Below are 22,129 nucleotides of genomic sequence, written 5' to 3'. Positions count from 1 at the left end.
CTATAAATCTTTAGTAAGTTTTTTCACTATTTTATTTTCAGATAAAAAGGCTTTTAAAATAACTTTAATTACTGTGTAAGCAGGCACTGCTATAATTAGACCAATGATACCAAATAATATTCCTGCTATTAATATGATTAAAAATATTTCAAGTGGATGTGATTTTACACTTTTTGAAAATATAATAGGTTGGCTACCAAAATTATCAATAAGCTGACCAATTAAAAAGATGACTAAAACCCAAAAAGTTTTAGGTAAAATAACATCTCTAAAGCTTTCGCCTAGCGTGCTTGTCATGGTTAATGTTAACATTAAAAAACCACCAATTAAAGGCCCAACATACGGAATTAAGTTTAGTAAAGCACACATAAAGGCTATTACTATGGCGTTTTCTACACCAATAATCATTAAACCAATGGTGTAAATAATAAAGAGTATTAAAATTTGAAAAATTAAACCAATAAAATATCTAGATAGTAAATCTTTAATTTTAACTGTAGAGTTTTTCCAACGAGATTCATTTCTGTCTGGAATAAATATCATGATACCATTTTCAAAAAGCTTGCTGTCTTTTAAAAAGAAAAAAGAAATAAATAAAACCGAAAATAAACCAATACTAAAGCTTCCTAAGCCACTAATTAAAGAGTTTAAAAAGTCAGGAATTACGGAGTAATCTACTTTAGAGAGTAGGTTTGAGTCTTTAAAAGATTGTTCTACATCTATATTACTTATTTGAAAATAGGCAATGGTTTGTTTGTATAACTCTTCTACGTTGTTTTGTAATTGGTTAATGTCTAAAAGCGATAAGTTATGTCCTTGCTCGATTATTAAAGGAATAAACAAACGTACCAACCCTAAAATAACACCAATTAAAAGCAGCATAGTAACTACAACAGCAAAGGTGTTTTTAAATTTTAATCTATCTCTTAAAAATAAAATAATAGGTCTACCAATTAAAGAAATTACCGAAGCAATTGCTATATAAACAATTACAGATTGTATTTTATACAAAAAGAATAATATTAAAAAGACACCTAGTGTAATAGCTATTGCCTTTAAAATTCCGTTTGATATTTGGTTTGAAGTCATATGGTAAATATATAAATTCCTACTAAAGTGTTAATTGCTTTCATGAAATTTATTGCAGTGTTTGCCTTGTTTTTTAGAAAATTAACGCAACTGCTTGGTCATTTCATATAGCGCAATAGTAGTTGCTTGTACCACATTCATACTGCTGTTTTGTCCAAACATTTCTATATGAATTACAGCATCAGATAGATTTAAAATATCTTGTGAAACGCCAAAATTTTCGTCACCAATTATAAGAGCAACTGGTTTGTTTGTAGTTAGTGTATAGCTGTCTATAGCTGTGCTATTACTAGTAATTTCTAATGCTACAATTTGGTAACCCTGTTTTTGGTATTGTAAAACAACTTCTGATGCATTTTCTTTTACTTCAAAAGGAACTACTTTTTCTGTAGCACGAGAGGTTTTGGTCATTTTTCTTCCTAACGGAATATGTGTACCACAAAACACCATTTTTTCTATTCCAAAAGCATCTGCAGTTCTAAACAAACTTCCAATATTAGGTGCATTGGTCACGTTTTCGCAAATAATATGTATAGGAAAAGTACGTTTGCTAAAATTAGTATTGTAATGTGTTAGTTGCATTGGTTTTGGTAATAGAATTTAAGCGAATATATTATAAATTAAACGGACTTTTCTTTTTTAACATGAATAAACCTAAAATAGGACCTATTGCTAAAACGACAAAAATACCATTAGATGCTGTTAAAGCCAACATTTTTGTTAGTATTTGAATACTAATTATGGTTATTGCAAAGCCAATACAATTTACAATAGTTAACGCTGTGCCTTTTATTTTTGGTGCTGCATTTTGGGCTACTAGCGTAGATAGTAACGGAGAATCTGCAACAACAACAATTCCCCAAAAAATAAAAAAAGCAATAAACACATTTGCATTAGTTACAGCAAATAACAAAGGTGAAATTAAACAGCAGATACAAGATAAGAGTAGTGCTGTAAATGCAGTTTTTTTAGTGCCTTTGCGTTGCGCTATATATCCAGACAATACACATGCTAAACCACCAGCACCTATAATTACAAAAGATAGTATTGGTATATTAAAAGTGGTTTGTAGATGGGTTTCGGTATATTTTTTTAGTAAGATTGGTACAAATGTCCAAAAAGCATATAGTTCCCACATATGACCAAAATACCCAAAAGCGACAGAACGAAATTCGGTATTTTTAAATACACCTAAAAAAACAGAAAGGTCTGTTTTCTGCATTGGCTTTCGGTAAGGACCATCAGGAACAAAAAGCAGCATTAACAAGCCTCCTAAAATCGCGAGAGTAGAAGTGGTAAGTATTACAGATTTCCATAAAAAAGTATGTGTCATGTCTTTTAATACATGCGGAAAAGCAGTTCCTAAAACCAATGCGCCAACTAAAAAACCTAGAGATTTACCAAGTCCTTGATTGTAATAATCTGCTGCTATTTTCATACCAATAGGATAGATTCCTGCAAGAAAAAAACCAGTAAAAAACCGAAGCGTTAGCAAGCTAGTTAAATGGTTAGCACTGTGTATTATACCTAGATTAAAAAGAGTGCCAAGTATAGCGCTAATAAAAAATACTTTAGAAGGAGAAAAACGATCTGCTATAGTTAAAACAGCAAAAAGGAGTGTACCAATAATAAAACCAAATTGCACAGCAGAAGTTAAATGGCCTAAAGCATTTGCGTTAAGATTAAAATTTACAATTAAATCATTTATTACGCTATTTCCTGCAAACCAAAGTGAAGTACAACAAAATTGAGAAATTACAATGATAGGAAGTATTACTTTAGGTGGTTTCATGTAGTACCTTTTGGCTATTTTCTTCTGTTCGTCGTTTTTATTGTGATTAGATAACGTATGTAAGAGTTAAAAAAAAAATGGGAGTAATGTTACTTGTGTTTTTTATTTTTTTAAATAATGTAATAGGTCTATAAACACTTTGTCATTATTCGTTTTAAGAGTTTTTTTGTTATAAAGCCCATCCTTATCTACATATTTAAATGAAATTACGTGAAATGTATCTAAAAAGGATTTTGAATTAAATTTTACAGATTCTATTGATTTGCAATCAGCAAAAAATGTATTCACTTGTTTTGTGGAGAAGTTCTTATGGTATTGAATTTTTAATAAATTATTTTCAATAGAGTAATTTACAATGTAGTAGTCGTTTTTTAAATAGAACGCAAGACATAATAGCAACAATATAATAATTAAAAAACTTAATAGAAATACCCAATCATTCATTTTATTGAAATATAGCAGTCCCCAAAAAAGGGTTAATAATATTGGTAGTAGAAATTTATCTTTTATAATGTCTTTTGTCATTTTTAAATTAGATAGAATGTGTTTGTTTAACAAAACAGCAACAATCTTTGTTTAGGCACTAATTTAGCGATTTTTTAAACACGATGTTTGGCACTCGTTTTTATTCGATTTTCAGTTTTTCGAAATATTCGATTTTTCATCTAAAAGAGTTAAAAATTCAGCAAGAGGTAATTCCGTTGCGTTTTTATATGAAAATAATATTTTAATTATGGAAAAGTATCCAATACCTCCTAATTGAGTTAAATAATAACGCTTCAGAAAATTTTCAGAGTTCGTTTTAAATAGATAAAAAGGTCTATGCTGAACTTCAAATGTTTTAAGGTGAGTAATAGATTCATATTCTACTTTTTTATTATCAAAGTAAACAGCATTCTTTGTGAATTCCATTTTTTTTAGTGAAACAAATAAAAGGAAAGTAAGTATAGCTATGATCCAAGTGCCATAATCCCAAAAACGACTTAAATTAAAGAAATTGGTAATAATATAAGCGAATACCAACACAAACCAAGAGAGGAAGTATTTTCTAAAGATAATGTTAGTAGATATTTTCTTGCGTTTCTCCATTTAAATTTTTGGAATGTGTTTGTGTATGATTTCGTTGCGTGTTTAAGCACTAAAGTTAGCAAATAAATCACAGATAGAAAGTCCGTGAGGACTTTCGTAAGTAGGCTAGAACTAGCAATTAATTTTACAAGATGTTAGCTGTAGTATTTTATATTTCTCCTCCTAATTTCGGATTTAAGTTTGAAATTATAAAAACCTTATCAAAATTTAAGTCAAAATCTATACTTTCTCTTAACTGTAGCAATTCTGATTTACTTAATCCATTTCCTATATTGTCAATTAAAGCTAACCACCAAGTTTTATATTCAGATTTAAAGGGTTCTATTTTATCTGCTTTTTCGGCATTTATCAATTTTAGACTATTGTATATATTACCTAACACAAAACCACCTTCATTAAAATCTGCAGAGGAGCCAAAATGATATTGTACATCAAATTTTTTCTCTGAAGGAAAAATATTAATTTCTAAATTTTTATTTATTTTATAAACTTTATGATTTTGCATTTCGTTAGAATGATATTCCAAAATACAATCAATCTTTTTCTTTATTTTTTTGTTATAATTTATTGGTCTTTTATATTTTATTCCAATAAATGCTGAACTATTGTGAGAGCCATTTCCAAATGATTCAATTTGATTGACAATTTTAGGAATTAAATTAAAAGCCACTTTCTCAATTGGTTTTTCATTATAAAATTGATTAAGTCTCCTAACTTCAATTGCTATATTTTTACCGATTTCAAAGTCAGGTGTTCGATTACCTTTTGGCTCAAAAATAATATTTTGAAAGCCTAGAGATTCGAAATAAGTTTGAGCAATTTTTTCTTCTCTTTTCAAAAGTTTTTAAATATTACTGGTTACATGTTTGTGTAAGAATAGTGCGGTTTTGTGTACGAGAGTTTTCCGAAGGAAAACCAGACGTAACAAAACAGCAACAATCTCTGTCTAAGCACTAATTTAGCGATTTTTAAACAGGATTTTAGCATAGGTTTTCCTTAATCAGAATAAATAATCCAGCTAAAATGAAAATTGGTAATACCATAATGCTAAAAGTGTACATTTCGTAATAATTCTTGTGCTTTAAATCTCCTTTATTTTCAATCCAAATTCCGTCAGACAACTTTCCGCGATGAGTTTGATAGGGAACTTTCTTAAAAACCTTTTCGAAAAAAAGCATTATTCCTTTTATAATATTCATGGTTATAAATGGAGAAAAAGTTATAAGTACACATTGAAATCGACATAGAAAATTCCAATTTAATAATTCCATTATAATTCCGATCAATCCAATTAGAAAAGTAAATTTATAAAGTTTTGTAAAACGTTTTTCTTCTTTTAAGTCTTCAGTAGATGTCATAATCACAAAATTTAAAGCTAGATAGATTATAATAATCATATAAAAGTATACTTGAGAAAGAGTCATTTTAAATTTTTAGAATGTGTTTGGGTATGGAAAGTTGCGTGTTTGCATGCGATGATTTTCCGAAGGAAAATCAGACGTAGCAAATGCGCAAAGAACTTTTGATTTAGCTAAAAATAGCAATTTTTTATATACGATGTTACCTACAGTTTTTAATTCCGTTTAAAATCTGTTGTTATTCCGCTTAATATTTTAGGATTGGTTTTTAATAATTCAGCACATTCAGATATATAAATTTCAACAAAGTCTCGTCCATTTTCCGTCATCATTTTCAATGTGCCAGTTTCGTCAAGATTATGAATCCAATAAAAATTCGTCGGATATATTATTCGGTTAAGCACGAGCCGAATTTTTAAATTTTTCTTATTACCTTTTTTTATCAATAAACCAAATTTAAAAATTTGGCGGACTTGCAAATATGCCTTAACTTCATTTAAGCAATTGCCCAGCTATGAGCTATATACGTTGTTATGTGGCGTATTATTTCCCGATGAATGTTAGACGTAAATGATGTTCAGTTCTAACAGGAATATTGTTAATTCGACCTGCTTTCCAAACAGGATAATTCTGCTTAATATAATCCACGCCTATTTTATATAAGTCATCTTTAAATTTTTCATTATGTTCCAAATTCGGCATATAATTGTGACTCCAAAATTTTGATATATTTCCGTCTTTCTCAATAATAAAATTTAAATCGATAGCTGGCCAAGTTTTAGCTTTTTCTGTTCTCTTTAAATCCAAATTCTCAACGTCGAGAGTTGTTTCCAAATATGAACGATTTTTTAATAATGGTTCTGGTTCAACATCGCAATTCCAAGAAATAATTGGAATATCACTATTAGTCATTCGTATTGTGGTTAGACTATCTGCTTTTTTAATAAATTCTTTTTCAAAGTTTACACCTAATTTTTCGATTAGAAAAGAATTCATAATCACTCTATAACATCCTTCAGTCTGTCCTTCTTCTACAACACAATTAGGTAGCTCAAAATCTAATTCGACACCTTTTTTGGCATATAATTTTTTTAATTCATTCGAGTATCTTTTCATAGCAATAATAAATGGCGCTACGTAAACATACTTTTCGTTTTCGATATCTATTTTCGCTCTGTTAATATCTTTATTACATAAAGTATCAGTACTTTCAGGATTCAACACATAATTATCCAAATCAAATTCAGTAATTTCTGTAATATTTGGTTCAGTAATTTTTCTATCTTTTTTATCAATACCTTTATTCTCTACACAAGACAGTTGGAAAAAGATGATTGTAATATAGAATAGTGTTTTTCTCATATGCCACATAACTAATTACTAAAAGCATATTTAATAATATTGGCTCCCATTTGTAGCGCTTTTTGTCTTACTGCTGCAGGATCATTATGTACAGCAGGATCTTCCCAACCATCTCCTAAATCACTCTCTACAGTAAAGAGTAGTACGAGTCTGTTTTCATGAAACAAACCAAAGGCTTGTGGTCTTTTACCATCATGCTCATGAATTTTTGGTAATCCTTTAGGAAAAGAATATGCTATATTAAAAATGCCATGGTTTGCAGGAAGCTCTGTCAATTCTTGATTTGGAAATACTTTTTTTAATTCTTTAACAATGTATGGTTGCATACCATAATTATCATCGATGTGCAAAAAACCACCAGAAATTAAATAATTACGAAGATTTTCGGCTTCTGCTTCACTAAAAAAAACGTTTCCATGACCTGTCATGTGTAGAAAAGGAAACTGAAAAATATCTAAACTACCTGCTTCAACCGTTTCTGGTTTTGCTGTAAGTTTTGTGTTAATGTTGTTATTGCAAAAGGTTATGAGGTTTGGTAATGCTGTAGGATTACTATACCAATCGCCACCTCCTTTATATTTTAAAATGGCTATTTCTTGAGAGAATAAAAAAAAAGTAAAAAGAGAAAATAGAAAAGATAAGTATGTTTTCATAATTATTCATTTGTATAAGCAACAGAATGACAAGCAACAATAGCTGCTGTTTCTGTACGTAATCTAGTTTCTCCCAAAGTTACAGGAATAAAATGATTTTGTAAGGCTAGCTCTATTTCTTTAACAGAAAAATCACCTTCTGGTCCAATAAGTATTGTAACCTCTTGGTTTGGTTGTAGCTGACTTTTAAGCGATTTTTTATCTGTTTCTTCACAATGTGCAATAAATAAGTTACCAGAAAAGTCTTGTTTAATATACTCTTTAAAAGAAATTGCTTGGTTTAGTTTTGGTATATAACAGTTAAGCGATTGTTTAGTTGCAGATTGTATAATTTTTTCAAAGCGTTCTGGCTTAATAATTTTTCTTTCGCTATGCTCACAAATAATAGGAGTGATGCTGTCTATGCCAATTTCGGTTGCTTTTTCTAAAAACCATTCATAACGATCATTCATTTTAGTTGGTGCAACCGCAAGATGAAGCTTATAGTTTTTTTTAGTTTGTAATTGCTTATCTATAATACGAACCACACAATTTTTTATAGCAGCTATGGTAATTTGTGCAGTAAAAAGCCAACCTTTTCCGTTTGTAATTAGCAAGGTTTGGTCTACAGATTTTCTTAGCACTTTTACAATATGCTTACTTTCTTCTTTGTTAAAAGAGAATTCTGTGGTGTTTTCTGTAATGTCTGGGTTGTAGAATAATTGCATGATGCGAAGATAGAAACTTGTTATTACAAAAAAAATAAGAGCCTCATTTTTGAGACTCTTATTTTTAATAAATTATGGATTACGTATTAATCCTCACATGCACCAATTAAATCTCCATGTGCTAAATGTGCTTGAAGTGCATTTACACTTACAGTAATTTTATGAAGATTTGAAGGATTCCCTGGAGGAATGTGGCAAATGGTTACTTTTTGATTAAGTGCTTTGTTTTCTGTAGTACTACTCATAGATAGTATGCTTACAAAAGCAACAGAAAAGATTAAATAGAATTTTTTCATAATTAGAATTTTAGATTAAAGCTTATTGTTATATCTAATCTAAAAAACTTTTTATTTAAACGTAAAAATACTAGACAAACAGCAAATAAAAACTATAATCTAAAGATATAGCACCTAAAAAGACCATAAATAATAATTATTGGATACTATTTTAAAGGTTCTACAATTTTTAAAACTTTAATTTCTTGAACTTCTTTTGGTTCGTGGGTTTTTAAAATAACATAATACCATTGGTTTTGTACTATATCAATAGTAAAAACATCTCCAACTTTGTAGGTGCTGTTAGATATTTCTGCTTCAAAAGTTGGGTGTGTTAATCCTTTTTCAAACCATCCTAAATCCCCTCCATTATTAGCATTGTCATCCATAGAGTATTGTTTTGCTAATTGGCTAAATGGTGTTCCTTCTTTATATTTTTTAAGTATTTTGTCTCTTAGTGTATTAATTTGCGAATAAGACATTTTTAATCCGTCAAAAAAGATATAGCTAACTCTGTAATTGGTAGTAGTTGTTTTTTCAATTACTTTATATTTTGTTTTTTCGGTATCACTAACAACTGTTGCGGCACCACTTTTATAAAGGTCTACAGCTAAACCAGATTGGTGTTTTGCTTCATTAAAGATTATAATTTTATTTTTTTTAGATTTTTTCTCTTTAATGTAAGTTTCTGCATCTTCGGTATTAATGATATCATCAAACTCTTTAACTTCAGATTCTTGTGCTGTTAAAGTGATAGAAAACAAAAAGGCAAGTAGTAAAAATTTCTTCATTCGTATTTGGGATTTATTCTTGTAGTAACAAAAAAACAAAAATTATATTTTATAATTACCGTTTTCTACAATATTATCCGCTTTATTTAACAGAAACAGGTGATAAAATGTCCCTTTTTTCCCTTTTAAACCTAAAGTAACCTAATTTTTAAGCGGTTTATATTTTAAGTCTTGAAGAAGCAGTAACATTTTGTTCTGTAAAGTTTCCTTCTAAATATTTTAAATAACCAACAATACCAATCATTGCAGCATTGTCTGTGGTATATTCAAATTTTGGAACGTAGGTTGTCCATCCAAATTTTTGTTCGCCATTTTTTAAGGCTTCTCTAATTCCTGAATTTGCAGAAACACCACCACCAATAGCAATATGTTTAATGCCTGTTTGCTTACTAGCTAGTTTAAGTTTATCTATTAAAATACCAATAATAGTGTATTGTATAGATGCACAAATATCATTGAGGTTTTCAGCAATAAAGCTAGGATTTTCTTTTACTTGCTTTTGTATAAAGTAAAGAATGGCTGTTTTTAATCCAGAAAAACTAAAATTTAAACCTTTTACCTTTGGTTTTGTAAATGCAAAAGCTTTTGGGTTTCCTAGTTTAGCACGTCTGTCTATTTCAGGACCAGCAGGATAGCCAAGACCTAAAATTTTTCCGCTTTTATCAAAAGCTTCTCCAACAGCATCATCAATAGTTTCTCCAATAACTTCCATTTCAAAATGGTTAGAGACTTTAACAATTTGTGTATGTCCTCCAGAAATAGTCATAGCAAGAAACGGAAAAGGAGGTTTACTAAAACCTTTTTCTTCTATAAAGTGCGCTAAAATATGTGCTTGCATATGGTTTACCTCTATAAGCGGAATTTTTAAACCAAAAGCCAATGATTTTGCAAAAGAAGTACCAACCAATAAAGAACCCATTAGTCCTGGACCTCTTGTAAAAGCAATGGCATGCAGCATGTTTTTAGTAATTCCTGCTTTTTCAATAGCTTGATGTACAACAGGTACAATGTTTTGTTGGTGTGCTCTAGATGCTAATTCTGGAACAACACCACCATATTCTTCGTGTATTTTTTGACTAGCAACAATATTGCTTAAAACGTTGCCATTTAGTAGTATAGACGCAGAAGTGTCATCGCAAGAAGACTCAATTGCAAGTATGTAAATATTTTGTGAGGACATTAGTAAATATTAGGCACAATAATTGTTAATTTTGACTTCAAAGTTATAACTTTAAAACGTATCAAAAAATTTTTTAAAATAGCATCTAAAATTGTAGCAGTATTGCTACTACTTTTCATCATATTGGTGTTGGTACTTTCTATTCCTGCTGTTCAAACTAGACTTGGTAAAATTGCTACCAATTGGCTAAATACAGAGTATGGCACAAATATAAATATTAATAGAGTAGGACTGCAGTTTAATGGAGATGTAGAGCTTAAAGAAATTCTTATAAAAGATTATAAAAAGGATACACTTATTAGTGCCAAAGAACTTAATACTTCTATTTTAAATTTTAAAAATCTAATTAATAGCAAACTCGCCTTTGGAGATATAGATTTAGAAGGTTTAATTTTTAATATTAAAACCTATAAAGGAGAAGAAGAAACAAATTTAGATATTTTTGTTGCTCGCTTTGATGAAGATAACCCAAGAAAAAGTGAAAATACCTTTTTAATGTCTTCTAGTGATATTTCTATTTATGATGGTACTTTTAGATTAATAAACGAAAACAAAGAAACTCCAAAAATTCTAGAGTTTACTGCAATAGATATTAATGCCACTAATTTTTTAATTAATGGACCTAATGTAAGTACAAGAATAAACACCTTGGCATTTCATGACAGTCGTGGTATGGTCATGAAAAATCTATCTTCAGATTTTGCATATACACTTCAAGATATCACTTTAGCAAATCTTAAAATTAAAACAGAAAACTCTTCATTAGTAGGTGATTTAAAGTTTTTATATGATAGAAAAGATTTTTCAGACTTTACCAATAAAGTAAAAGTAGAAGCTCATTTTACAGATGCTAGTGTGGCTTTAGATGAACTTAATACTTTTTATAATGAATTTGGTATTGGGCAACGTGCTAATTTTAATGCAAATATTAGTGGTACATTAAATAACTTAAATGTTGATAATTTAAAATTAAATACAAGTTCTAGAACCAAGATTTATGGCGATTTAAATTTTAAAAACTTATTTAATATTGAAGAAAATAATTTTTCTATGAACGGAAAATTAACCAATCTTTCTTCTAATTATAGAGATTTAAAAGCATTACTACCAAATGTTTTAGGCGAAGCAATTCCTTCTGTTTTTGATAAACTTGGTAATTTTAGTATGAATGGTACTACTTTTATTACTACCTCTACCATTAAAGCAAATCTTGAAATAAATACAGACTTAGGTATTGTTATTTCTAACCTAGAAATGAAAAAAATTCAAGATATAGATAATGCAACCTATACAGGAAACATTGTTTTTAATGAATTTGATCTTGGTACTTTTTTAAACGATTCTAACTTAAATGTAGCTTCTTTAAATCTGGATGTTGACGGAAAAGGTTTCACAAAAGAAAACCTAAATACAAAAATTGAAGGAGATGTTTATTCCATTAAATACAACGATTATGTGTACAGAAATATTTCTGTGTTAGGTAATTTAAAAGACAAAATATTTAACGGAAAAGTAAACACGCAAGACAAAAATTTTAAACTTAAATTTAATGGTCTTGCAGATTTTTCGCAAGATATAAACAAGTTTGACTTTGTTGCCAATGTAGACTACGCCAATTTAAAAGCATTAAACTTTATTAAAAAAGATAGTATGTCTGTTTTTAAAGGGGTTGTAGATATGAAAATGCAAGGTACTACCTTAGATGATGTAGTAGGTAGCATTCAATTTAATAAAACCTTTTATCAAAATGATAATGACGAATATTTCTTTGATGATTTTGCTGTAGTATCTTCTTTTAAAGATAATATAAGATATATAAATGTAAACTCTCCAGATATTATAGAAGGACAAATGAGTGGTGTTTTTTATATAGATGATATTGATGCGTTATTTGTTAATGCACTTGGTAGTTTATACACAAAATACAGTCCTTATGAGGTATCTACCAATCAATATATAGACTTTAATTTTAAAATTTATAATAAAATAATAGAGGTTTTTGTACCAGAACTGCAACTTGGTAAAAACACCTTTGTAAAAGGAAGAGTAGAAAGCGATGAAAGAGAATTTAAACTAACTTTTAAGTCGCCAAAAATAGAATGGCTAGATTACTTTGCCAATGCTATAGAGTTACAGGTAGATAATAAAAACCCATTATTTAATACGTATGTAGAAGTAGATAGTTTACATACTAATATCTATAATATTTCTAAATTCAACCTTATTAATGTAACCTTAAATGATACGCTATTTATGCGTTCAGAATTTAAAGGAGGTAAAACCAATAATGATTTATACAACCTAAGTTTTTACCATACCAAAAACGAGGAAAACCAATCTGTAGTAGGTTTTAAAAAATCAGATGTTACTTTAAAAGGAAACAAATGGTATATAAATGAAAAGAAAGATAATTTCAATAAAGTAACCATCGATACCAATTTTGAAAACTTTAATCTAGATCAATTTGTAGTTAACCATAATGATGAAGAAATTAAGCTTTCCGGAATTATAAACGGAAAAGACAATAAAGATTTAAAACTCAATTTTAAAAATGTTTATTTACAAAATATAACTCCAGATATTGAAGATTTAAGTTTAAAAGGATTAGTAAACGGTTCCTTGAATGTTGTACAACAAAACGGAAGCTATTTACCAGAATCTACTATAACTATTGATGATTTAGACGTTAATGACCTTGTTTTAGGTTCTTTTGATGCCAATATAAAAGGAAACCAATCCTTAACCAACTATACTATAAACGCAAGTATTAAAGACGATGAAAAAAAATCGTTTAGTGCTATTGGTACTTTAGATGTATCTGAAACTACACAAAATATAGATGTTGCACTTCTTTTTAATAAATTTAATTTACAACCATTAAACCCTTTTCTTGAAGGTGTATTAAAAGATATAAGAGGTTTAGCAACAGGAAGAGTAAAAGTATCTGGAAGTCTTAAAAAACCAGGTATAAATGGCGATTTAATTTTAGATAAAGGTGGTTTAGGTATACCAGAATTAAATGTAGATTATAGTTTTGCAGATAATTCTTCGGTAACCTTAAGAAACCAAAGCTTTATTTTTAATAATATCGATTTAACAGATACAGTATACAACACCAAAGCAAATTTAAAAGGAAGATTAAGTCATGTCAATTTTGGAGATTGGAGCATGAATTTAGATTTAAAAACCGATAGACTACTTGTATTAAATACCACAGAAGACGAAGACCAATTGTATTATGGTACTGGCTTTGTTGGTGGTACAGCAAATATTTCAGGTCCTGCTAACCAATTGCGTATAAACGTTATTGGCGAAACTAAAAAAGGTACTGTATTTGTAATTCCTTTAAGTGATACAGAAACTTTTGGTGACAATTCATATATCCATTTTTTAAGTCCAGAAGAAAAACAAGCTAAATTAGAAGGACGTGACATTACTACCGAAGATATCTCTGGATTAGAATTAGATTTCGATATTGATATAACACAAGATGCCGAAATTGAAATTGTAATGGACAAAGAAAGCGGAAGTACCATTAGAGGTCGTGGTGAAGGTGGTTTACTAGCAGAAATAAATACCAATGGTAAATTTAATATGTATGGTGACTTTTCTGTTTTTGAAGGAATCTATAAATTTAGATATGGAGGTATTATACAAAAAGATTTTCTGGTAGTTCCTGGTGGTACTCTTGCCTGGAACGGAGAACCTACAGAAGCAGATATTAATATTGAAGCCATTTATAAAACACAAGCAAATCCTTCGCCTTTATTAGATTCGCCTATAAATAGACGTATTCCTGTAAACTTACATTTAGAGTTAACAGGTAAATTAGAACTGCCAGATATAGACTATCAATTTCAGTTTCCTAATTTAAGTACTACTGTAAAATCAGAGTTAGATTATAGACTAGAATCTAAAGACGACAGAAGTAATCAAGCCATCTATTTATTAACTACAGGTTCTTTTTCTAGCGGAATTAGTGAATTAAACATTAATGGTACCATAGAAGAGCGTATTAATGGTATTGTAAATGGATTGTTAGATAATGGAGATAATAAACTGCAAGTAGGTTTAAATGTTGAGCTAGGAGAAAATACACCAGAATACGAAACAGATAATAGGTTAGGTGTAACCTTACAAACCAATATAAGTGATCGTATACGTATTAATGGTAAAGTAGGTGTACCAATTGGTGGTATTAGCCAAACAGCAGTAGCAGGAGATGTGCAAATAGATTTCTTACTAAATGAAGAAGGTACTTTTACTGCAAATGTTTTTAATAGAGAAAATAGTATTCGAAATTTTGGTGAAGAAATAGGCTACACCCAAGGATTAGGTATTGCATATAATGTAGATTTTGACACTTTTAAAGAACTACTTCAAATCATCTTTAAAGGACAGAAAAAAATTGAAGAAGAAAAAGCAGAAAAAGAAGCCAATGAAAAAGCATCTGAAGCTTTACCAGAATATGTTGGTTTTAAAAAGCGAAGAAACAGAGAAAATTAACTTTTTTTCACTGCTTTTATCCTAAAATCGATATTGCCCCATTTTAATTTATCAACTAAAACGTTATAGTTTCAACATTCTGTTAAATTATGACAAATGCCTAGTATATTGTAAAATTTCTTTATTAGCTTTACTAAATAATAGATAAAATAATGGCAAAAACCATAAAAAAAATAGGAGTTATGACTTCTGGAGGAGACTCTCCAGGAATGAATGCTGCAATACGTTCTGTAGTAAGAGCATGTGCATATCATAACATAGAATGTTTTGGTATTTATCGTGGATATGAAGGCATGATTGAAGGTGACTTTGTTAAAATGGATGCACGTAGTGTAAAAGGCATTATTAACAAAGGAGGTACAATCTTAAAGTCTGCACGATCTAAAGAATTTAGAACCAAAGAAGGAAGAGAAAAAGCACACCAACAATTAGTAAAAGCAGGAATAGAAGCTTTTGTAGTAATTGGTGGAGATGGTAGTTTTACTGGTGCAATGATTTTTAATCAAGAATTTAATTTCCCAGTAATGGGTATACCAGGAACTATCGATAACGATATTTTTGGTACTACACATACTTTAGGCTACGATACTGCTTTAAATACAGTTGTAGAAGTAATTGATAAAATTAGAGATACCGCAAGTTCTCATAACCGTTTATTCTTTGTTGAAGTAATGGGAAGAGATGTTGGGCATATTGCCTTAAATGTAGGTATTGGCGCTGGAGCGGAAGAAATTTTAATTCCAGAAGAAGATTTAGGTTTAGAAAGACTTTTAGAGTCTTTAAGACGAAGTAAAAAATCTGGAAAATCTTCAAGTATTGTTGTAGTAGCTGAAGGAGATAAAATAGGAAAAAATGTTTTTGAACTTAAAGATTATGTAGAAGAAAACATGACAGAATACGAAGTACGTGTTTCTGTTTTAGGACACATGCAACGTGGTGGAGCTCCTTCTTGTTTTGATCGCGTGTTAGCTAGTAGAATGGGAGTAAAAGCTGTAGAAAGCCTGATTGATGGACACAGTAATTTCATGGTCGGACTTAAAAACGATGTAATAGATGTAACTCCATTTGATCAAGCAGTAAAAGGAAAATCAAAAATTAATACGGAACTCCTTAGAGTTTCAGACATCATGTCAATATAAAATTAAATATAAATTAAACGTGTGTTTGTTAAAATGCACATAATATCAATAAATATAATATGTCAACATTAAAATTAGGAATTAACGGATTTGGTAGAATTGGAAGAATTGTCTTTCGTGCAACTATTAAAAGAGAAAATGTAGAAGTAGTAGCAATAAACGATTTGTTAGATGTAGATCATTTAGCATACTTGTTAGAGTATGATTCTGTACATGGTAGATTTGATGGTACCATTGAAGTTAAAGATGGAAACCTTGTGGTTGACGGAAAAACTATTCGTATCACTGCAGAAAGAGATCCTAAAAACTTAAAATGGGATGAAGCAGGAGTAGATGTTGTAGCAGAATGTACAGGTATCTTTACTACTTTAGAAACTGCAGATTACCACATTCAAGCAGGTGCTAAAAAAGTAGTAATTTCTGCACCAAGTAAAGATGCTCCTATGTTTGTAATGGGTGTTAACCATAATACAGTAACTGCATCAGATAATATTGTTTCTAATGCATCTTGTACAACAAACTGTTTAGCACCAATTGCTAAAGTAATTGAAGATAACTTTGGTATTGAAGAAGCTTTAATGACAACTATTCACGCAGCTACTTCAACACAATATACTGTAGATGCTCCTTCTAGAAAAAACTATAGATTAGGTCGTTCTGCAATGAACAATATTATTCCTACCTCTACAGGAGCAGCAAAAGCTGTTGGTAAAGTAATTCCAGAATTAGACGGAAAAATTACAGGTATGGCATTTAGAGTTCCTACTGTAGATGTTTCTGTAGTAGACTTAACAGTAAAAACAAAAAAGGATACTTCTTTAGAAGATATTAAAGCAGCAATGAAAAAAGCTTCGCAAGGAGAAATGAATGGTGTTTTAGGATATACAGATGAAATGGTAGTATCTCAAGACTTTGTAAGCGATGACAGAACAAGTATCTTTGATTCTGAAGCTTCTATTGAGTTAAACTCAGGATTCTTTAAGCTAGTATCTTGGTATGATAATGAGTTTGGTTATTCAAACAAATTAGTAGATTTAGCTTTACATGTTAATTCTCTTTAATAATTAATAAAAAAAATATAGCTGCTCATTCATTTTGAGCAGCTTTTTTTTTACATTTAGCTTATGATATTAATAGTAGATAGTGGCTCTACAAAATGCGATTGGATTGCAGTAGACAAAAACGGAAAACAATGTTTTGAAAAAGTAAGAACGAAAGGACTAAATCCTGCAATTCTTTCAGAAAAAAAACTAAAAAAAACCATTAAGAGTAGTGATATTCTAATGGAAAATAAAAAAGACGTAACACATATTTTCTTTTATGGTGCTGGTTGTGGTACCGAAAAGCCAAAAATGCTTTTAAAAGGCGTCTTAGAATCTGTTTTTAAAAATGCAGTTGTTGAAGTGCAAGAAGATACTATGGCTGCTGTAAGAGCTACACTAAATAGTAAAGACGAAGCTGCAGTGGTTTGTATTTTAGGTACAGGATCTAATTGTAGTTATTTTGATGGTCAACAATTACACCAACGTGTAAACTCTTTAGGCTATACGCTTATGGATGATGCTTCGGGTAATTATTTTGGTAAGCAATTAATTCGTGATTACTATTTTAATCATATGCCAGAAGATTTAAAAGTAGCCTTTGCTAGTAAGTATAATGTGGAGTCAGACTACATAAAATACAATCTATACAAACAACCAAACCCAAATGCATATTTAGCTGCTTTTGCAGAATTTATGTTTTTAAATAAAGAGTCTACTTATATCTCTAATTTAATTAAAAACGGAATTAAACTGTTTGCAAAAAACATGATATTCCAATTTAAAGATGTATTACCAAACGTTCCTGTTCATTTTGCAGGTTCTATAGCGTTTTATTCTCAAGACGAAATAAAAGAAGTTGCTAAAGAACTAGGTTTTACTGTTGGTAACTTTGAAAGAAGACCTATTGAAGGTTTATTAAAATTTCACGTAAAGGATTTAAGTTAATGGAAATAGCAATTATAGCACACGACGGAAAAAAAGCTGAAATGGTTCAGTTTTTAAATGAACATAAAACAATATTACTTCAAAAAAGTATTTCCTTAATATCTACAGGTACTACAGGTAAAAAAGTTAAAAAAGCAGGTTTTGAAGTGACTAGATTACTTTCAGGACCACTTGGTGGTGATGCACAAATAGCAGCAAGAGTTGCCGAAGGAAAATGTGATATGGTCTTGTTTTTTAGAGATCCTCTAGAAAAACATCCACACGAACCAGATGTACTGATGCTTATGCGATTGTGTGATGTGCATGATGTGCCTTTAGCTACCAACCTTGCAACTGCAGAATTACTAATAAAAGCAATTTAAGTTTCAAGTATTCTAAAAAATAGAATTATCTTGTAACACATGAAAAAGGAATTCGTTACAGAAACTAAGGCACCAAATGTATATGATACTATAATTATAGGATCTGGAGTAGGTGGCTTAACTTCTGCTATTTGCTTGGCAAGAGCAGGACAAAAAGTTTTAGTTCTTGAACAGCATGATGTTCCTGGTGGTTGGTGTCACAGCTTTTACTTAAATGGATATAGATTTACTCCAGGCGTACACTATGTAGGTTTAATGAGTCCAGGAGAATCTTCTAACCAATTATATGCTGGTTTAGGAATAGCAAATGATATTGGCTTTTATAGAATGAACCCAAAAGGGTTTGATCATTGTTGGATTGGTGATGAGCGTTTTAACTATTCTGCCAATTGGGAGGAATTTCAACAAGATTTAATCGCTAAATTTCCGCACGAGAAAAAAGGCATCATAAAATACCTAAGGTTAGTTAGAAACGTAGGCAGACAATTGCAGCTTATACCTAAAGTTAAAGGATTATGGCAACAATTAACCATTCCGTTTCGTACAAAACACATGGGGAAATACTCTCCTTTTACTCTTAAACGTGTAATAAATTGGCACGTTAAAGACCCTTTACTTCAAAACATATTAAACATACAATTTGGTAATCATGGTTTGCCTCCAGCAAAAGCAAGTTTTATCATGCATGCAGCTATTATGTGTCATTATGCTGAAGGCGGATTTTACCCAATGGGTGGAGGAGGAGCTCTAGTAAAAGCCATGACGAATAAAATAAAATCTTTTCAAGGTACTGTAAAAACAAGTGCTTCTGTAAAGCGTATTTTGTTAGAAAAAGGCATTAAAAATAAAAAAGCGGTTGGTGTAGAATTGGCTTCAGGAGAAAAGATTTTTGCACAACGAATTATTTCTAATGCAGATCCAGGAATTACTTATCTTAACCTTATCGGAAAAGAAAATTTGAGTGCAAAATTGTTGAAAAAATTAAACAAAACAACCTACTCTTGTACTTCATTAATGCTCTTTTTAACCGTAGATATGGATGTTAAAAAAGCAGGATTAGATTCTGGTAATATCTGGAAAATTCCAAACCAAGATATGGATGATTCTTTTGCAGATATGCAGAAAAAAGACATTCTAGAAGGTGAAGAATTTTCAGGAATGTTTATTAGTTGCACTTCTTTAAAAGATCCAATTAGTTTTGATGGTAGATACCACACTTTAGAAGCTATAACATATATTCATTATGATGCTTTTGAAAAATTTAAAGGGGAAACCACAGAGCGTTCTCCAGAATATTTAGCATTTAAAGAACAAATTATAAATAAATTTTTAGTCACTTTAGAAAAGGTAGTACCAGGAATAACTAGTAAAATAGTACACAAAGAATTAGGTACACCAATGACTAATGAGTATTATATAAATTCTACAGAAGGTAGCGTGTATGGTACCGAAAAAAGCTTACGTCATATAGGTCCTTTTGCATATAAACCAAAAACAGAAATAGAGAACTTATATATGTGTGGAGCATCTATTGCAGCACATGGTGTAACAGGAGCAGGTTATTCTGGTGTGCAAACAGCTGCTACTATTTTAGGTTGCCAACAAGACGATTTATTAAAAGAAGATAAGACTCAAGAACTCCGAATTTTTGAAGCAGAAGATGCTTCTAATTATCCTGATTGGATGTTAAAAAAGATGGAAGTTAAAAAGCAACGTTTGGCAAAAAATGATGTTTTTCAAAATGTAGATAAGTAATTTTATTTTCATTTCAAGCTTGTCGAGAAATCTATACTCCATAAAAATAGCTTCTTATTTTAAGCAATGAATGCATATCTATTCTCTCTAGTATAATTTTAAAAAAGATAGTGTAGAAGTAGCTTAAAAAAGATTCCTCCTTACTCGTCGGAATGACATAGAGTTTCTATGTAATATTTAAGGTATTTCTATCGAGTTTGTTATTTCGAGCTTGTCGAGAAATCTATACTCCATTAAAATAGCTTTTATTTAAGCAATGAATGAATACCTATTCGCTCTAGTATAATTAAAAAAAAGATAGAGTAAAAGTAGCTTAAAAAAGATTCCTCCATTCTCGTCGGAATGACACAGAGTTTCTATTTAATATTTAAGGTATTTCTATCGAGCTTGTCATTTCGAGCTTGTCGAGAAATCTATACTCCATAAAAATAGCTTCTTATTTTAAGTTGTGAATGAATACCTATTTACTCAAGTATAATTTTAAAAAAGATAGGGTAGAAGTATCTTAAGAAAGATTCCTCCTTGCTAGTCGGAATGACACAGAGTTTCTATTTAATATTTAAGTTGTTTCCATCGATTTTGTCATTTCGAGCTTGTCGAGAAATCTATACTCCATTAAAATAGCTTTTATTTAAGCAATGAATGAATACCTATTCAATCTAGTATAGTTTTAAAAAAGATAGAGTAGAAGTATCCTAAAAAAGATTCGTCCATTCTCGTCGGAATGACACAGAGTTTCTATTTAATATTTAAGGTATTTCTATCGAGCTTGTCATTTCGAGCTTGTCGAGAAATCTATACTCCATAAAAATAGCTTCTTATTTTAAGTTGTGAATGAATACCTATTTACTCAAGTATAATTTTAAAAAAGATAGGGTAGAAGTATCTTAAGAAAGATTCCTCCTTGCTAGTCGGAATGACACAGAGTTTCCAATTAATATTTAAGGTATTTCTATCGAGTTTGTCATTTCGAGTTTGTCGAGAAATCTATACTTCATAAAAATAGCTTCTTATTTTAAGCAATGAATGAATATCTATTCTCTCTAGTATAATTTTAAAAAATATAGAGTAGAAGTAGCTTAAAAAAGATTCCTCATTGTTATTCGGAATGACACAGAGTTTCTATTTAATATTTAAGTTGTTTCCATCGATTTTGTTATTTCGAGCTTGTCGAGAAATCTATACTCCATTAAAGTAGCTTCTTATTTAAGCAATTAATGAATACCTATTCACTCTAGTATAGTTAAAAAAAGATAGAGTAGAAGTATTTTAAAAAAGATTCCTCATTGTTATTCGGAATGACACTGAATTTCTATTTAATATTTAAGGTATTTCTATCGAGTTTATCATTTCGAGCTTGTCGAGAAATCTATACTCCATAAAAATGGCTTTTGATTTAAGCAATGAATGCATATCTATTCGCTCTAGTATAGTTTTAAAAAATTTAGAGTAAAAGTATCTTAAAAAAGATTCCTCCTTGCTAGTCGGAATGACATAGAGTTTCTATTTAATATTTAAGGTATTTCTATCGAGTTTGTCATTTCGAGCTTGTCGAGAAATCTATAACATTCTATAATAAGAAAGCAGTAGACTTTACTACTTTCTTTTTTTAGATAACATCTCTAAATAAAATTTCTCTACTTTAGTTCTAGCCCAAGGAGTACGTCGTAAAAATTTTAAACTAGATTTTACTGAAGGATCGTGGGTAAAACATCTAATATTAATGTTATAGCCTAAATATTCCCAACCATAATGCGCAACCAACTCATTTATAATTTGTTCTAGTTTTACACCATGTAAAGGGTTGTTAGGTTGTTTTTCCATGATTATAATTACTGTGTAAGCAGGAGTATTATTAGATGATTTTTATTTACTAGCTACAAGTGCTAAAATTTTAACCGCTTTTTCAAAATGGTCTAACTTATGTGTCATTATCCACCAAGTAGCAGCTTCCATTAATAACTCAGGATTGTCATTTTTATTGGCAAAAAATGCATAAAAAGACAATCCTACGTTTTCTCCTTTTTGCTGTATTTTTTGATTACAGACTTGAATTATTTTAGCTCTTAAAACTTCAGTCATG

The 22,129-nt window shown here is 30.0% G+C and carries 20 protein-coding genes; 6 read left to right on the top strand and 14 right to left on the bottom strand.

Annotated elements, in window-relative coordinates; translation table 11 throughout:
- From ACFSSB_RS04840 to tsaD, 12 genes are all read right to left on the bottom strand, one after another.
- Entirely contained in the window at window positions 1-1,089 is a 1,089-nt protein-coding gene (locus ACFSSB_RS04840; RefSeq protein WP_379901560.1) for an AI-2E family transporter, read from the bottom strand.
- Window positions 1,090-1,170: 81 nt separating this feature from the next.
- A complete protein-coding gene (locus ACFSSB_RS04835) occupies window positions 1,171-1,671 on the bottom strand; it encodes a TrmH family RNA methyltransferase (protein WP_379901558.1) in 501 nt (166 codons plus the stop codon).
- Window positions 1,672-1,702: 31 nt separating this feature from the next.
- The gene (locus ACFSSB_RS04830; RefSeq protein WP_379901556.1) at window positions 1,703-2,881 is read right to left on the bottom strand and encodes an MFS transporter; all 1,179 of its coding nucleotides are present in this window, start codon (window positions 2,879-2,881) and stop codon (window positions 1,703-1,705) included.
- A 636-nt stretch (window positions 2,882-3,517) separates the two neighbouring features.
- Window positions 3,518-3,970 carry a hypothetical protein gene (locus ACFSSB_RS04825; protein WP_379901554.1) on the bottom strand — a complete coding sequence of 151 codons (453 nt, stop codon included), beginning with the start codon at window positions 3,968-3,970 and terminating at the stop codon, window positions 3,518-3,520.
- Window positions 3,971-4,118: 148 nt separating this feature from the next.
- Complete coding sequence (locus ACFSSB_RS04820) at window positions 4,119-4,808, bottom strand: hypothetical protein (protein ID WP_379901552.1); 690 nt, start codon at window positions 4,806-4,808, stop codon at window positions 4,119-4,121.
- Window positions 4,809-4,950: 142 nt separating this feature from the next.
- Window positions 4,951-5,328, bottom strand: coding sequence for a hypothetical protein (locus ACFSSB_RS04815; protein WP_379901550.1), 378 nt, complete (start codon window positions 5,326-5,328; stop codon window positions 4,951-4,953).
- A gap of 543 nt (window positions 5,329-5,871) precedes the next feature.
- Window positions 5,872-6,690, bottom strand: a complete 819-nt coding sequence (locus ACFSSB_RS04810; protein ID WP_379901548.1) for a hypothetical protein — start codon at window positions 6,688-6,690, stop codon at window positions 5,872-5,874.
- 11 nt (window positions 6,691-6,701) lie between these two features.
- On the bottom strand, window positions 6,702-7,343 hold the full coding sequence (locus ACFSSB_RS04805) for a DUF4159 domain-containing protein (protein ID WP_379901546.1): 642 nt from the start codon (window positions 7,341-7,343) through the stop codon (window positions 6,702-6,704).
- A 2-nt stretch (window positions 7,344-7,345) separates the two neighbouring features.
- The gene (locus ACFSSB_RS04800; protein WP_379901544.1) at window positions 7,346-8,050 is read right to left on the bottom strand and encodes a 16S rRNA (uracil(1498)-N(3))-methyltransferase; all 705 of its coding nucleotides are present in this window, start codon (window positions 8,048-8,050) and stop codon (window positions 7,346-7,348) included.
- Between the two features lie 86 nt (window positions 8,051-8,136).
- The gene (locus tag ACFSSB_RS04795; protein WP_379901542.1) at window positions 8,137-8,346 is read right to left on the bottom strand and encodes a hypothetical protein; all 210 of its coding nucleotides are present in this window, start codon (window positions 8,344-8,346) and stop codon (window positions 8,137-8,139) included.
- A gap of 146 nt (window positions 8,347-8,492) precedes the next feature.
- Window positions 8,493-9,116 (bottom strand): peptidylprolyl isomerase, encoded by a 624-nt coding sequence (locus tag ACFSSB_RS04790; protein WP_379901540.1) that lies wholly within the window; start codon window positions 9,114-9,116, stop codon window positions 8,493-8,495.
- A 157-nt stretch (window positions 9,117-9,273) separates the two neighbouring features.
- A complete protein-coding gene (tsaD, locus tag ACFSSB_RS04785; protein ID WP_379901538.1) occupies window positions 9,274-10,296 on the bottom strand; it encodes a tRNA (adenosine(37)-N6)-threonylcarbamoyltransferase complex transferase subunit TsaD in 1,023 nt (340 codons plus the stop codon).
- Between the two features lie 102 nt (window positions 10,297-10,398).
- On the opposite strand from tsaD, the gene ACFSSB_RS04780 reads away from it, so the two are divergent.
- From ACFSSB_RS04780 to ACFSSB_RS04755, 6 genes are all read left to right on the top strand, one after another.
- Entirely contained in the window at window positions 10,399-14,802 is a 4,404-nt protein-coding gene (locus tag ACFSSB_RS04780) for a translocation/assembly module TamB domain-containing protein (RefSeq protein ID WP_379901536.1), read from the top strand.
- A gap of 152 nt (window positions 14,803-14,954) precedes the next feature.
- Window positions 14,955-15,941, top strand: a complete 987-nt coding sequence (pfkA, locus tag ACFSSB_RS04775) for a 6-phosphofructokinase (protein ID WP_379901534.1) — start codon at window positions 14,955-14,957, stop codon at window positions 15,939-15,941.
- A gap of 59 nt (window positions 15,942-16,000) precedes the next feature.
- The gene (gap, locus tag ACFSSB_RS04770; protein WP_379901532.1) at window positions 16,001-17,002 is read left to right on the top strand and encodes a type I glyceraldehyde-3-phosphate dehydrogenase; all 1,002 of its coding nucleotides are present in this window, start codon (window positions 16,001-16,003) and stop codon (window positions 17,000-17,002) included.
- A 63-nt stretch (window positions 17,003-17,065) separates the two neighbouring features.
- Window positions 17,066-17,929, top strand: a complete 864-nt coding sequence (locus tag ACFSSB_RS04765) for an N-acetylglucosamine kinase (RefSeq protein WP_379901530.1) — start codon at window positions 17,066-17,068, stop codon at window positions 17,927-17,929.
- Complete coding sequence (locus tag ACFSSB_RS04760) at window positions 17,929-18,291, top strand: methylglyoxal synthase (protein ID WP_379901528.1); 363 nt, start codon at window positions 17,929-17,931, stop codon at window positions 18,289-18,291. Before ACFSSB_RS04765 ends, ACFSSB_RS04760 begins: the two co-directional genes overlap by 1 nt.
- Before the next feature lie 39 nt (window positions 18,292-18,330).
- Window positions 18,331-20,046, top strand: coding sequence for a phytoene desaturase family protein (locus ACFSSB_RS04755; protein WP_379901526.1), 1,716 nt, complete (start codon window positions 18,331-18,333; stop codon window positions 20,044-20,046).
- A 1,596-nt stretch (window positions 20,047-21,642) separates the two neighbouring features.
- Here ACFSSB_RS04755 and ACFSSB_RS04750 read toward each other — a convergent pair.
- Window positions 21,643-21,870 (bottom strand): VF530 family protein, encoded by a 228-nt coding sequence (locus ACFSSB_RS04750; RefSeq protein WP_379901524.1) that lies wholly within the window; start codon window positions 21,868-21,870, stop codon window positions 21,643-21,645.
- A 42-nt stretch (window positions 21,871-21,912) separates the two neighbouring features.
- On the bottom strand, window positions 21,913-22,128 hold the full coding sequence (locus ACFSSB_RS04745; RefSeq protein WP_379901522.1) for a DUF6500 family protein: 216 nt from the start codon (window positions 22,126-22,128) through the stop codon (window positions 21,913-21,915).
- Between the last annotated feature and the right edge of the window lies 1 nt (window position 22,129).

The organism is Lacinutrix gracilariae, from assembly GCF_042684485.1.
Classification (GTDB): Bacteria; Bacteroidota; Bacteroidia; order Flavobacteriales; family Flavobacteriaceae; genus Oceanihabitans; species Oceanihabitans gracilariae.
Note: the sequence above shows the minus strand (reverse complement) of the source record. Positions and strands in the feature narration are given on the sequence as shown.